The organism is Streptomyces sp. NPDC059695 (genome assembly GCF_042733785.1).
Taxonomy (GTDB): Bacteria; Actinomycetota; Actinomycetes; order Streptomycetales; family Streptomycetaceae; genus Streptomyces.
Genome location: NZ_JBHWFF010000044.1, coordinates 1 through 13,754, shown reverse-complemented (window position 1 = coordinate 13,754; position 13,754 = coordinate 1). Strand labels below are relative to the sequence as shown.

The window sequence follows — 13,754 nt, the reverse complement described above, 5'->3', positions numbered from 1 at the left end:
CGATCCCGCGCGTCAGATCCGTGTCGCGGGGCGGGCGCTCTTCGTGGGGGGGGTGGTGGTGGGGGCCCTGGGGGGCGCGCGCCCCCCCCCCCCCCAATCCACGCATGCGGGCGGAACGGTCAGTGCTGACGGCGGTCGCGCAGGGAGTCCTTCACCCCGCGGGCCTGCTCCGCGGCCTTGTCGGCGACCTCGCGGGTCTTGCCCTTGACCTGGTCGGTCTTGCCTTCGGCCTTCAGCCGCTCGTTCCCGGTCGCCTTGCCGACGACCTCCTTGGCCTTGCCCTTGGCCTGCTCCATCTTGCCCTTGGCCTTGTCAGCCATCAGAGAGCTCCCTTTCCGAGGAATGGTCGATCAATGGACAAACTAGAACAGAACGGGGCGCATCGCCTGGGGAGACCGGCCCGCACCACACCACGGGCGCGGGCCGGTCCTCCACCCGGTCGGGCCCTGCGGGAAGGGGAGTCCGCGAGCCCGTGAGCGGCCCCGGTCCGCTCGGCGCCCGCCTACCCACATGCGTCACAGCCATGCATGCCGTTTCGTGCGGGAATGACACGGCTTGGTGCCTGGCCCTGTGGACCTCGGGGGGCGCAGGGGATGCCGGGGCCCTCGGGGATGCCGCGGCTCCGGGGATGCCGAGACTCCGGGGATGCCGGGGCCCCAGGGGCGTCAGACCCCCGCGCGGGCCCTTTCCTCGCCCTCGTCCGCCCGCTGATCCGGCACCGCCGCCGCCCCGTGGTCGTCGACCAGCGTCGTCTCGTCGAACGGGACCCGCCCCGCCAGCACCTCCGTGACCCGCGCGCGGTCGATCTCCTTCGTCCACGTGCCGACGAGCACCGTCGCGACCGCGTTGCCCGCGAAGTTGGTGAGGGCGCGCGCCTCGCTCATGAAGCGGTCGATGCCGACGATCAGGCCCACCCCGTCGACCAGCTCGGGGCGGTGCGACTGGAGGCCGCCCGCGAGGGTGGCGAGCCCCGCGCCGGTGACGCCCGCGGCGCCCTTCGAGGCGATGATCATGAAGACGAGGAGCGAGACCTGCTCGCCGATCGACAGCGGGTCGCCCATCGCCTCGGCGGTGAAGAGCGAGGCCATCGTCAGGTAGATCGCGGTGCCGTCGAGGTTGAAGGAGTAGCCGGTCGGGACGGTGATGCCGACGACCGGCTTGCTGACGCCCAGGTGCTCCATCTTCGCGATGAGCCGCGGCAGCGCGGACTCGGACGAGGAGGTGGAGAGGATCAGCAGGAACTCGCGGCCCAGGTACTTCAGGAGCGACCAGATGTTGATCCCGGCGATCAGCCGGAGCAGCGTGCCGAGGACCACGAAGACGAAGAGCCCGCAGGTCACGTAGAAGCCGATCATGATGACGGCCAGCGACTTCAGGGCCGCGGCGCCCGTCGCGCCGACGACGGCCGCGATCGCGCCGAACGCGCCGACGGGCGCAGCCCACATGATCATGCCGAGGATGCGGAAGACGAGCCGCTGGATGTGCCCGATGCCGCGCAGGACGGGCTCCCCGGAGCGGCCCATCGCCTGGAGCGCGAAGCCGGCGAGGAGGGCGACGAGGAGGGTCTGGAGGACCTCGCCGCCGGTGAAGGCGGAGACGAGGGTGGTCGGGATGATCCCGAGCAGGAAGTCGGACGTCGACTCGCTCGCGCCCTCGGCCTGCTTCGCGCCGGCCTCGGCGATCTCCTGGGTGAGGTGGAGTCCGGAACCGGGCTCCAGGAGGTTGCCGACAAGCAGGCCGATCGCGAGTGCGACGGTCGACATCACGAGGAAGTAGCCGAGGGCGAGACCGCCGACGGCGCCGACCTTGGCGGCCTTCCGGACCGAGCCGACGCCGAGGACGATCGTGCAGAAGATGATGGGCGAGATCATCATCTTGATCAGGTTGACGAAGCCGGTGCCGAGCGGCTTGAGCTCGACGGCGACGCCCGGCGCCAGGAACCCGACCGCGATGCCGAGCAGTACGGCGCCGATGACGGCCAGATACAGATAGTGGGTACGGTCCCGGCGTGCGGCCACGGGGTCCTCCTCGTGCTGATGGGTGTCCACGTCCCGGTGGACCTCCGCGACTATCCATCAGCCTGTGACCCGGGTCACTGTTGCGTACGTTTCGTTCACGGCCGAAGCGACCGGCGGCCGGCGGAACAGCACGATTCGGGCACGCGGTGCCGCCCCGCGCGTTCCCACGTGCACACTTACCCGCATGCGTCTCCCCCTCCCCCGTCCCCGCAGCCTGGCCGGCCAGCTCTTCGCGATGCAGGTCGTGCTCGTGGCCGTCGTCGTGGCGGGGTGCGCGGCCTTCGCGTACGTCACGGACCGCGCGCAGGCGGAGGAGACGGCCCGGCGCCAGGCCACGGCGACCGCCGCCGCCGTGGCCGACTCCCCGTCCGTGGCCGCCGCCGCGCGGTCCGCCGACCCGACCGCCGCGCTCCAGCCGTACGCGGAGTCGCTGCGCAGCCACGCGGGCGTCGCCTTCGTGGTGATCATGGCCCCGGACGGCACCCGCTGGACCCATCCGGAGCCGGCGCAGATCGGCCGCACGTACCTCGGCCACATCGAGGAGGCGCGGCGGGGGCGGCTCTACTCGGAGACGCACCTGGGCGTCCTCGGCCCGTCCGTCCGCACGGTGGCGCCCGTCTTCGACGGCGGGCGGGTGGTGGCCCTGGTCAGCGCGGGCATCACGATCGACAAGATCAGCGAGCAGGTACGGGAGCAGGTGGCCGCCCTGCTCGTGATGGCGGGCGCGGCGCTCGCGCTCGGCGGAGCGGGGACGTACGTCGTGAACGCGCGCCTGCGCCGCCACACGCACGGCATGAACGCGACCGAGCTGAGCCGGATGCACGACTACCACGAGGCCGCGCTGCACGCGGTGCGGGAGGGGCTCGTGATGCTCGACGGGCGGCGGCGGATCGCCCTCATGAACGACGGCGCCCGTGAGCTCCTCGGTCTGGACGACGGGGCCGTCGGGCGGCCCGCCACCGACCTCGGCCTGCCCGCGCCGCTGACGGGCGCGCTGCTCTCCTCGGAGCCGCGCGTCGACGAGACGCACCTGACGGCCGACCGGGTCCTCGTGGTCAACACCCGCCCGGTGGTGGGCGGGGAGCGGCGCGGCACCGTCGTCACGCTCCGGGACCGCACCGAACTCCAGGCGCTCTCCGGCGAACTGGACTCCGAGCGGGGCTTCACGGAGGCGCTCCGCTCCCAGGCCCACGAGGCGGCGAACCGGCTGCACACGGTCGTGTCGCTGATCGAACTGGGCCGGGTGGCCGAGGCCGTGGAGTTCGCGACGGCGGAGCTGGAGCTCGCCCAGGCGCTCACCGACCGGGTCGTCGACGCCGTCGGCGAACCGGTCCTCGCCGCGCTGCTGCTCGGCAAGGCGGCGCAGGCCAACGAGCGGGGCGTGGAGCTGGTCCTCACCGAGGACAGCCGCATCGACGACGGCCGGGTGCCGGCGGCCCTGCCCTCCCGGGACCTGGTGACGATCCTGGGCAACCTCATCGACAACGCCGTGGAGGCGGCCGGCGGGATGCCGCACGCGCGCGTGACGGTCACGGTCTCGGCCCCCGCGGGCGAGGGCGAGCTGCTGCTCCGGGTCGGCGACAGCGGCCCGGGGGTCCGCGCCGCCGACCGGGAGGCGGTCCTCGGACGTGGCTGGTCCACGCGGGGCCCGGGCCGCGGCCTCGGCCTCGCCCTGGTGGGCCAGGCGGTCACCCGCGCCTCGGGGACGCTGACCGTGACGGACGCGGAGCAGGGCGGCGCGGAGTTCACCGTCCGGCTGCCCCTGCCGGAGACGGCGCGGGCGCCGGAGGCAGGGCGGACGCCGGACGCGGTGCGGGCGCCGGAGGCAGCGCGGACGCCGGAGGCAGGGCGGACGCCGGAGGCAGCGCGGGCGCCAGGGGCAGTGCGGGCGCCAGGGGCAGCGGGAGCGGCCCAGGCGGTGCGGGCGCCGGACGCGGTGCGGGCGCCGGACGCGCCGCGGACGACGGACGCGCCGCGGACGACGGACGCGATACCGGTACCGGACCCAGCGCAGGCGCCCCGCGCGGTGCCCGTGCCCCGGGAGGGCGGGACCCGCGGTGCCGTCGGCACGGACGAGGAGGTGACCGGGTGAGTACGAGCCCGATCCGGGTCCTCGTCGTCGAGGACGACCCCGTCGCCGCCGACGCCCACGCGCTCTACGCCGGGCGCGTCGAGGGCTTCCGGGTCGTCGGCGTCGCGCACTCGCGGGCCGCCGCCGTGCGGGTCCTGGACCGGACGCCGGTCGACCTGATCCTGCTCGACCTCTACCTGCCGGACGGCCACGGCCTCCACCTCCTTCGCGCCCTGCGGGCCGCCGGGCACTCCGCCGACGTCATCGCCGTGACGTCCGCCCGCGACCTGGCGGTCGTCCGCGAGGGCGTGTCGCTCGGCGTCGTCCAGTACGTCCTGAAGCCGTTCACCTTCGCCACGCTCCGGGACCGGCTCGTCCGGTACGCCGAGTTCCGCGCCGCCGCCGGCGAGGCCTCCGGGCAGGACGAGGTGGACCGTGCGCTCGCGGCCCTCCGGGCCCCGCACCCCGCCACCCTCCCCAAGGGGCTCAGCGGCCCGACCCTCGAAGCGGTCACCCGCACCCTCCGGGCGACCCCGGCGGGGCTGACCGCCGCCGAGGCCGGCGCGGCCGTCGGGATCTCCCGGATCACCGCACGCCGCTATCTGGAACACCTGGTCACGGAGGGCCGGGCCGTGCGCGCCCCGCAGTACGGCCAGATCGGACGGCCCGAGCTCCAGTACCGGTGGCTCGACGGCCCGGCGCGCGGCCACTGAGGGCGCGCCCGAGGTTACCGGCCGGTTCCCCCATTCCTACAGCGCCGCACCTTTGGGGGAACGCACCGTAGCCAGCCGTCACTTTTGGTACTTAGCGTGGCCGCGTGCACCAACCCTCCCCACCCTTCGCCGCCCAGGCCGCGCGCCGGCTCCGCGAGGGCCTCGGCATGGCCCCCGGGCACGTCGCCTACGGCCTGCGGGCGCAGTACGGCCTCCTCGTCAGCCCCGACCTCGTGGTCGCCTGGGAACGCGGACTCGCGATCCCGAGCGAGCAGGAGCTCACGGCCCTCGCGGGCGTCCTGTGGTGCGCCCCGGCGGACCTGATCGCCGCCGCGTCCACCCTGCGCGAGCACCGGGTGGCGCGCGGGCTCCCCGCCGAGGAGCTCGCGCGGCGGGTCGGCGTGTCGGCGTCCGCGTACCAGAAGATGGAGGACGAGGGACGCTGGCGCGGCAGCGAACGCCAGACCGCCGCCCTCGCCGAGGTGCTCGGCCTCGGGCCGCGCGAGCTGATCACCGCGACCGGCGGCGACGAGGCACTCGCCGAGACGCTGCGGGACGCGGCGACGACGCGCTGGCAGGCGTACGTGAAACCCACCGTGAAGCTGGTGCCGCTGCCCAAGCGGATCGTGGAGTCCGCCCTCCAGCAGCTCCACACCGAGTACCACGCGCGGATGACGGCGGTCAGCAGCTGGGGCGCCTCCGGGGCGACCGGCGACGAGGGACGCGCCTACCTGGAGGAGATCAGCGCGCGCTTCTGGGCCGCGGTCGGCCCCTGATCGCCCTGCGGCACCCGTAGATTGGCGCCGTGAGACGACACATACCCTTCGACCGACTCCACAACTTCCGTGACCTGGGCGGCTATCGGACCGCCGACGGCGGGGCCGTGCGGTGGGAGACCCTCTACCGCTCCGACTCCCTCGGCAAGCTCGCGGACGCCGGCCCCGCCGACCTGGAGCGCTTCCGCGCGCTGGGCGTGGGCACGGTGATCGACCTGCGCTACCCGTGGGAGATCGCCGGCAAGGGCCGCCTGCCCGAGACCGGGGAGGTCTCCTGGCACAACCTGTCCATCGAGCACCGCCCCTACGACCAGGAGGCGATCGACCCGGCCCTGGACCCCTGGCGCTACCTCGCCGACCGCTTCGCCGAGGTCGCCGAGGACGGGGCCGAGGAGCTCCGCACGGCCCTGGAGGTCATCGCCGCGGCCGAGGGGCCGCTCGTCTTCCACTGCGCCTCGGGGAAGGACCGCACGGGTCTGCTCGCGGCCGTCCTCCTCGCCCTCCTGGACGTCCCGGACGAGGAGATCCTCGCGGACTTCGCGCTGACCGAGCTGGCCACGGAGCGGCTGATCGGCGACTGGCGGGCCGCCCACCCCGGCCGGGAACCGCGCTGGCCGGGCTACGGCCGGGCGCCCGCCGACGTCATCCGGCTGTTCCTCGCGGACCTGCGCGAGCGGTACGGCTCGGTGTACGGGTACGTCACCGGCCACGTCGGGCTCGGCCCGGAGGTGGTGGCGGCGCTCAGGGCCAGGCTGGTGGAGACCCCGTAGGGGACGGCGCCCTTCCCCCTCAGTCCCGCCGGTCGAAGTCGAAGAGCTGCCCGGCCGCGTCCGGCACGCAGGGCGCCTGGGCCAGCCGTGCCCACGCGGCCGAGCGGTCACCGACGACGGTGACGCAGGTGCCGGGGGTCGCGGAGTCCACGGGGACGATCCGGTACCCCTCGACGGGGGTGCCGAACGCCTCCAGGGCGAAGGACTCGACCCGGGTCGGGTCGCCGCACTCGGAGTCCTCGTACGCGGCGCCGGGCATCCGCCCGCCGGAGGGTATGCCGGAGCAGCCGGGGCCGGAGTCGGGGTGGTCCGAAACGATCCTCCACCGGCCGGCGCCCGCCTCGGCCAGCGAGTAGCGCGGGACGCCCGCGGCGGCGCAGGGCAGCTGGTGGACCTGGCCGGTGCGGGTGCCGCGCCGCTCGCCGAGGCAGAACTCGGTGCCGGTCACCCGGATGCGGACGTCCCCGGCGGCGGGCGCGGTGGGGGTACGGGGCGGGTGCCCGGTGTGGCCGTCCCGCAGGAAGGCGACGACGCTGACGCCGGCCAGCACGAGCCCGGCGAACGCGACGGCCGCGACGAGGCCGCGCCCTATCCGGGACCGCGGCCCGGGCCGCTCCGCGCCCTCGTCCTCCGCCTCGGCTCCACCGGGCCAGACCGGCACGGGCTCGGCGCCGCCGGGGGCGCTCGCCCCGTCCGGATCATCACGGGCGCCCGCGCTCCGTGCCTCCCGCGGATCGGGAGCGTGCTCCCCCGGCGTCATGCGCGTCTCCCCCCTTCACCGGACACGCTCGGGACATGTCCGGGACAGGGCCCAAGCCTTGTTGATCGCGCGCCGGGGCTCAAGAGTGGAAACCGGCATTTCCGGGGGTAATGCCGTGCACGGCCGAGTGGCCCCCACCGTCCACGGGGGACGGTCGGGGCCACTCGGGTCGTTCGGGGTCCCGGGGAAGATCCGGGAGAGGTCGGGGCGGAGGTCCCGGCCCTGCGGGCCGAAGGTCCCGGCACCCGTGGACCGGCCGGGCGGGCGGAGGACCCGGCCCCGGCTCCCGGCGGGGCGCGCGGAGGACCCGGGGTCGGCGGGGCGGCCGAGGTCCCGGGGGCCTGCGGGGCGGGCGGAGGGCCCGGCCGCTTCGGACTAGAAGACCGACTCCGCCTCGCGCATGCGGTCCACCGGGACCGTCTTCAGCTGGGTCACGGCCTCGGCCAGCGGCACCATCTCGACGTTCGTGCCGCGCAGTGCCGTCATCCGGCCGAAGTCGCCGCGGTGCGCCGCCTCCACCGCGTGCCAGCCGAAGCGGGTCGCGAGCACCCGGTCGTATGCGGTCGGCGTGCCGCCGCGCTGGACGTGGCCCAGGATGACCGGGCGGGCCTCCTTGCCGAGGCGCCGCTCCAGCTCGACGGCGAGCTGGTTGCCGATGCCCTGGAAGCGCTCGTGACCGAACTGGTCGATCTCGCCCTTCGCGTAGTCCATGGAGCCCGCGGCCGGGTGGGCGCCCTCGGCGACGCAGATGACGGCGAACTTCTTGCCGCGGGCGAAGCGCTCCTCCACCATCTTGACGAGGTCGTCGACCTGGAAGGGGCGCTCGGGGAGGCAGATGCCGTGCGCGCCGCCGGCCATGCCGGACTCCAGGGCGATCCAGCCGGCGTGGCGGCCCATCACCTCGACGACCATCACCCGCTGGTGGGACTCGGCGGTGGTCTTGAGGCGGTCCATGGCCTCGGTGGCGACGCCGACGGCGGTGTCGAAGCCGAAGGTGCGGTCCGTGGAGGAGATGTCGTTGTCGATCGTCTTCGGGACGCCGACGACGGGCATGCCGGCGTCGGAGAGCATCCGGGCGGCGGTCAGGGTGCCTTCGCCGCCGATGGGGATGAGCACGTCGATGCCGTACTCCCGGGCCAGGTCGGTGGCGGAGTCGGCGGCCTCGCGGAGCCGGTTCCGCTCCAGGCGGGCCGAGCCGAGGATGGTGCCGCCGCGGGCCAGGATGCCGCTGACGGCGTCGAGGTCGAGGGGCCGGTAGTGGCCGTCGAGGAGACCCTTGAACCCGTCCTCGAAGCCGATGACTTCGTCGTTGTGGCCGGTCAGCGCCCGGTGCACGACCGACCGGATCACTGCGTTCAGGCCGGGGCAGTCGCCGCCTGCGGTGAGAACTCCGATGCGCATCGTGCTGTGTCTCCTGCTCGGTCGCGGTCCGTGGTGAGCCACCGCAATTCTCACACGGTCCGCCTGACGGCCGCGCTCGTCGCCTCTCCGCGCGTCCCTCCCGGCGGCCCGGAGGAGGCCTTTCGTCCCAGGTCCACGGGCCCTTCGTCCGGCGGGCGACCTAACCAGTGGCGGGGGTATTGTCAAGGGGGTAATGCCGCCCTATCGGGGCTTTCTGAGCACTGTCGATTGACGCACGGGCCGCGCACGGGTGCCGCGAGGGCACCGCTCGGCCCCTTCCGCAGGACTGGACAGGAGACCACGGCGTGACGCGCAGCGTGTACGTGACCGGGATCGACCGCGGTGACGGCCGCCAGGTCGTCGAGCTGGGAGTCATGGAGCTCCTGACCCGCCAGGTGGACCGGGTGGGGGTGTTCCGGCCGCTGGTGCACGACGGCCCGGACCGGCTCTTCGACCTGCTGCGCGCCCGCTACCGGCTCTCCCAGGACGCCGCGACGGTCTACGGCATGGACTATCACGAGGCCTCCGCGCTCCAGGCCGAGCGGGGCACCGACGAGCTGGTGTCCCGGCTCGTCGACCGCTTCCACGACGTGGCGCGCGACTACGAGGTCGTCCTCGTCCTGGGCACCGACTTCGCCGCCACCCAGCTCCCCGACGAGCTCGCGCTGAACGCGCGCCTCGCCAACGAGTTCGGCGCCTCCGTCATCCCGGTGGTCGGCGGCAAGGGCCAGACCGCCGAGTCCGTACGGGCCGAGACGCGCAACGCCTTCCGGGCGTACGACGGACTCGGCTGCGACGTGCTCGCCATGGTCGTCAACCGGGTGTCCGGCGAGGACCGCGAGGCCATCGCCGAGCGGCTCGCGGCCCGGCTGCCCGTGCCCTGCTACGTCCTGCCGGACGAGCCGGCGCTCGCCGCGCCCACCGTCGCCCAGATCACCCACGCGCTCGGCGCCACCGTCGTCCTCGGCGACGACGCGGGGCTCGCGCGGGACGCGCTCGACTTCGTCTTCGGCGGCGCCATGCTGCCGAACTTCCTCAACGCGCTGACGCCGGGCTGTCTCGTCGTCACCCCCGGGGACCGGGCCGACCTGGTCGTCGGCGCGCTCGCCGCGCACTCGGCCGGCACCCCGCCCATCGCCGGTGTGCTGCTCACCCTGAACGAGCGGCCCAGCGAGGAGATCCTGACCCTGGCGGCCCGCCTCGCACCCGGCACGCCGGTCATCTCCGTGGCCGGCAACAGCTTCCCGACCGCGGCCGAGCTGTTCGCCCTGGAGGGCAAGCTGAACGCCGCCACCCCGCGCAAGGCGGAGACCGCCCTCGGTCTCTTCGAGCGGCACGTGGACACGGCCGACCTCCTCAAGCGGGTCTCGGTCGCGCGCAGCGGCCGGGTCACCCCGATGATGTTCGAGCACGAGCTGCTCGAACAGGCGCGGGCCGACCGGCGCCGGGTGGTGCTCCCGGAGGGCGTCGAGGAGCGGGTGCTGCGCGCCGCCGACGTGCTGATCCGCCGCGACGTCTGCGACCTGACGCTGCTCGGCGACGTGGAGGCCATCCGCAAGAAGGCCGCCGACCTGAGCGTGAACCTCGGCGACACGCAGCTGATCGACCCGCAGACCTCGGAGCTGCGCGACACGTTCGCCGAGAAGTACGCGGCGCTGCGGGCCCACAAGGGCGTCACCGTCGAGCTGGCGTACGACGTCGTCTCCGACGTGAACTACTTCGGCACCCTGATGGTCCAGGAGGGGCTCGCCGACGGCATGGTGTCGGGTTCGGTGCACTCCACCGCGGCGACGATCCGGCCCGCGTTCGAGATCATCAAGACGAAGCCGGACGCGTCGATCGTCTCCTCGGTGTTCTTCATGTGCCTCGCCGACAAGGTCCTCGTGTACGGCGACTGCGCGGTGAACCCGGACCCGAACGCCGAGCAGCTCGCGGACATCGCCGCCCAGTCGGCGGCGACGGCGGCCCGCTTCGGCGTGGAGCCGCGGATCGCGATGCTCTCGTACTCGACCGGCACCTCGGGCTCGGGCGCCGACGTCGACAAGGTGCGGGAGGCCACGAAGCTGGTCCGCGAGGCGCATCCGGAGCTGCGGATCGAGGGGCCGATCCAGTACGACGCGGCCGTCGAGCCGTCGGTGGCGAGGACGAAGCTTCCGGGTTCGGAGGTGGCGGGCCAGGCGACCGTGCTGATCTTCCCGGACCTCAACACGGGCAACAACACCTACAAGGCCGTGCAGCGTTCGGCCGGCGCCGTGGCCGTCGGCCCGGTGCTCCAGGGCCTGCGCAAGCCCGTGAACGACCTCTCGCGCGGCGCGCTCGTCAGCGACATCGTCAACACGGTCGCCATCACGGCGATCCAGTCCCAGGCCGAGGAGCTGCCGGCATGACGACCCCCACCCGTGTACTCGTGCTCAACTCCGGCTCCTCGTCGGTCAAGTACCAGCTGCTCGACATGAACGACGGCAGCCGGCTGGCGCAGGGCCTGGTCGAGCGGATCGGCGAGGAGACCTCCCGGCTCGTCCACACGCCGCTCCAGGGCGGGGGCGGTCGGAAGCGGGAGAGGAACGGGCCGATCCCGGACCACGCGGCCGCGCTGAAGGCGGTCGCCGAGGAGCTGGCGGCCGACGGCCTGGGCCTGGACTCCCCCGAACTGGCCGCGATCGGCCACCGGGTGGTGCACGGCGGACTGCGCTTCACCGCGCCGACGGTCATCGACGAGGAGGTGCTCGCCGAGATCGAGCGGCTCGTGCCGGTGGCGCCGCTGCACAACCCGGCGAACCTGGTCGGGATCCGTACGGCGATGGCGCTGCGCCCGGACCTGCCGCAGGTGGCGGTCTTCGACACGGCGTTCCACACGACGATGCCGGAGTCGGCGGCGCGGTACGCGATCGACGTGGAGACCGCCGACGCGCACCGGATCCGCCGGTACGGCTTCCACGGCACCTCGCACGCGTACGTCTCCCGGGAGACGGCGCGGCTGCTCGGCAAGGAGCCGGAGGAGGTGAACGTGATCGTGCTCCACCTGGGGAACGGCGCCTCCGCCTCGGCGGTGCGGGGCGGCCGGTGCGTGGACACCTCGATGGGCCTGACGCCCCTGGAGGGCCTGGTCATGGGCACCCGCTCGGGCGACATCGACCCGGCGGTGACGTTCCACCTGAAGCGGGTGGCGGGCATGTCGGCGGACGAGATCGACGTCCTCCTGAACAAGAAGTCCGGTCTGGTGGGTCTCTGCGGCGACAACGACATGCGGGAGATCCGTCGGCGGGTCGACGAGGGGGACGAGCGGGCGGCGCTCGCCTTCGACATCTACGTCCACCGTCTGAAGAAGTACATCGGGGCGTACTACGCGGTGCTCGGCCGGGTGGACGCGGTGGCGTTCACGGCGGGGGTCGGCGAGAACGCCGCACCGGTGCGGGAGGCTGCGATCGCGGGCCTGGAGGAGCTGGGGCTCGCGGTGGACGCGGACCTCAACGCGGTGCGGTCGGACGAGGCCCGGGTCATCTCGCCGGTGTACGCGCGGGTGGCGGTCGCGGTGGTGCCGACGGACGAGGAGCTGGAGATCGCGCGCCAGAGCTACGCGCTCGTTCTGGACGGAGCGAGCTCGAACGAGTGAACGCTTGAGCGGGCCCCCGCCCATTTGTACTTTCCGCCAGACGGAATATTCCGCAGTGAAACAAACCGATAGGATCCGCCTCATGCGCCGTTCCAAAATCGTCTGCACGCTGGGCCCCGCCGTCGACTCGTATGAGCAGCTGAAGGCTCTCATCGAGGCCGGCATGAACGTGGCCCGATTCAACTTCAGCCACGGGTCCCAGGCCGAGCACCAGGAGCGGTACGACCGCGTCCGGCAGGTCTCCGCGGACACCGGGCGCGCCGTCGGCGTCCTCGCCGACCTCCAGGGCCCGAAGATCCGTCTGGAGACCTTCGCCGAGGGACCGGTCGAGCTGGTGCGCGGTGACGAGTTCACCATCACCACCGAGGACGTCCCGGGCGACAAGTCGATCTGCGGCACCACCTACAAGGGTCTGCCCGGTGACGTCTCCAAGGGCGACCAGGTCCTCATCAACGACGGCAACGTCGAGCTGCGGGTCGTCGAGGTCGACGGCCCCCGCGTGAAGACGATCGTCGTCGAGGGCGGTGTCATCTCGGACCACAAGGGCATCAACCTGCCCGGCGCGGCGGTCAACGTCCCCGCGCTGTCGGAGAAGGACGTCGACGACCTCCGCTTCGCCCTGCGGATGGGCTGCGACATGGTCGCGCTCTCCTTCGTCCGTGACGCCGACGACGTCAAGGACGTCCACAAGGTGATGGACGAGGAGGGCCGCCGGGTCCCCGTCATCGCCAAGGTCGAGAAGCCGCAGGCCGTCGAGAACATGGCCGACGTCGTCGCCGCCTTCGACGCGGTCATGGTGGCCCGTGGCGACCTCGCCGTGGAGTACCCGCTGGAGAAGGTCCCGATGGTGCAGAAGCGCCTCGTGGAGCTCTGCCGCCGGAACGCCAAGCCGGTCATCGTCGCGACCCAGATGATGGAGTCGATGATCACCAACTCGCGGCCGACCCGCGCCGAGGCGAGCGACGTCGCCAACGCGATCCTGGACGGCGCGGACGCGGTCATGCTGTCGGCCGAGTCCTCGGTCGGCGCCTACCCGATCGAGACCGTGAAGACGATGTCGAAGATCGTCGCCGCGGCCGAGGAGGAGCTCCTCTCCAAGGGCCTGCAGCCCCTGGTCCAGGGCAAGAAGCCGCGCACCCAGGGCGGCTCCGTCGCCCGCGCGGCCTGCGAGATCGCGGACTTCCTGGACGGCAAGGCGCTGATCGCCTTCACCCAGTCCGGCGACACGGCCCGCCGCCTGTCCCGCTACCGCACGCAGCAGCCGATCCTCGCCTTCACCACGGACGAGGGCACCCGCAACCAGCTCACCCTGAGCTGGGGCGTCGAGTCCTTCCTGGTCCCGTTCGTGGACAACACGGACTCCATGGTCGACCTCGTGGACGCCGAGCTCCTGAAGCTCAAGCGCCACAACGCCGGCGACACCATGATCATCACCGCCGGCTCGCCCCCCGGCGTCCCCGGCACCACGAACATGGTCCGCGTCCACCACCTGGGCGGCTCGCAGCAGGCCTGACCCGTGTGACGCACGACACGGCGGTGGGGGGCGCCCCCCCGCGGCGGGGGGGGGGGGCCCCCCGCCGCGCCCCGGGGAGCTGGGCGGGGGCGAAGACCGAGGGGGGGGGGCGGGCCCGA

Annotated in this window: 11 protein-coding genes; 7 read left to right on the top strand and 4 right to left on the bottom strand. The window is 73.4% G+C overall.

Annotated features, from left to right (window positions below):
- Window positions 1–119: 119 nt before the first annotated feature.
- Both ACFV2S_RS33940 and ACFV2S_RS33935 read right to left on the bottom strand, forming a co-directional pair.
- Window positions 120–320 (bottom strand): CsbD family protein, encoded by a 201-nt coding sequence (locus ACFV2S_RS33940; RefSeq protein ID WP_385568408.1) that lies wholly within the window; start codon window positions 318–320, stop codon window positions 120–122.
- A 345-nt stretch (window positions 321–665) separates the two neighbouring features.
- Window positions 666–2,018, bottom strand: a complete 1,353-nt coding sequence (locus ACFV2S_RS33935) for a cation:dicarboxylate symporter family transporter (RefSeq protein WP_385568404.1) — start codon at window positions 2,016–2,018, stop codon at window positions 666–668.
- Between the two features lie 184 nt (window positions 2,019–2,202).
- Between ACFV2S_RS33935 and ACFV2S_RS33930 the strand changes: the two genes are divergently transcribed.
- The 4 genes from ACFV2S_RS33930 (at window position 2,203) to ACFV2S_RS33915 (ending at window position 6,348) form a co-directional block, all read left to right on the top strand.
- Window positions 2,203–4,110, top strand: a complete 1,908-nt coding sequence (locus tag ACFV2S_RS33930) for an ATP-binding protein (RefSeq protein WP_385568400.1) — start codon at window positions 2,203–2,205, stop codon at window positions 4,108–4,110.
- Window positions 4,107–4,802, top strand: a complete 696-nt coding sequence (locus tag ACFV2S_RS33925) for a response regulator (RefSeq protein WP_385568395.1) — start codon at window positions 4,107–4,109, stop codon at window positions 4,800–4,802. The genes ACFV2S_RS33930 and ACFV2S_RS33925 overlap by 4 nt, the downstream gene beginning before the upstream one ends.
- 167 nt (window positions 4,803–4,969) lie before the next feature.
- Window positions 4,970–5,578, top strand: coding sequence for a helix-turn-helix domain-containing protein (locus ACFV2S_RS33920; protein WP_385568522.1), 609 nt, complete (start codon window positions 4,970–4,972; stop codon window positions 5,576–5,578).
- 29 nt (window positions 5,579–5,607) lie between these two features.
- Window positions 5,608–6,348 (top strand): tyrosine-protein phosphatase, encoded by a 741-nt coding sequence (locus tag ACFV2S_RS33915; RefSeq protein WP_385568391.1) that lies wholly within the window; start codon window positions 5,608–5,610, stop codon window positions 6,346–6,348.
- A 19-nt stretch (window positions 6,349–6,367) separates the two neighbouring features.
- On the opposite strand, the gene ACFV2S_RS33910 is transcribed toward ACFV2S_RS33915, so the two are convergent.
- Both ACFV2S_RS33910 and ACFV2S_RS33905 read right to left on the bottom strand, forming a co-directional pair.
- On the bottom strand, window positions 6,368–7,108 hold the full coding sequence (locus tag ACFV2S_RS33910; RefSeq protein WP_385568388.1) for an RICIN domain-containing protein: 741 nt from the start codon (window positions 7,106–7,108) through the stop codon (window positions 6,368–6,370).
- A 375-nt stretch (window positions 7,109–7,483) separates the two neighbouring features.
- Window positions 7,484–8,509 (bottom strand): ATP-dependent 6-phosphofructokinase, encoded by a 1,026-nt coding sequence (locus ACFV2S_RS33905; RefSeq protein WP_385568383.1) that lies wholly within the window; start codon window positions 8,507–8,509, stop codon window positions 7,484–7,486.
- A 305-nt stretch (window positions 8,510–8,814) separates the two neighbouring features.
- On the opposite strand from ACFV2S_RS33905, the gene pta reads away from it, so the two are divergent.
- The 3 genes from pta to pyk all read left to right on the top strand — a co-directional run bounded on the left by pta (window position 8,815) and on the right by pyk (window position 13,635).
- Window positions 8,815–10,896 (top strand): phosphate acetyltransferase, encoded by a 2,082-nt coding sequence (pta, locus tag ACFV2S_RS33900; protein WP_385568379.1) that lies wholly within the window; start codon window positions 8,815–8,817, stop codon window positions 10,894–10,896.
- Window positions 10,893–12,122, top strand: a complete 1,230-nt coding sequence (locus tag ACFV2S_RS33895; protein ID WP_385568375.1) for an acetate kinase — start codon at window positions 10,893–10,895, stop codon at window positions 12,120–12,122. The genes pta and ACFV2S_RS33895 overlap by 4 nt, the downstream gene beginning before the upstream one ends.
- An 82-nt stretch (window positions 12,123–12,204) precedes the next feature.
- The gene (gene pyk, locus ACFV2S_RS33890; protein WP_383800469.1) at window positions 12,205–13,635 is read left to right on the top strand and encodes a pyruvate kinase; all 1,431 of its coding nucleotides are present in this window, start codon (window positions 12,205–12,207) and stop codon (window positions 13,633–13,635) included.
- Window positions 13,636–13,754: the final 119 nt, after the last annotated feature.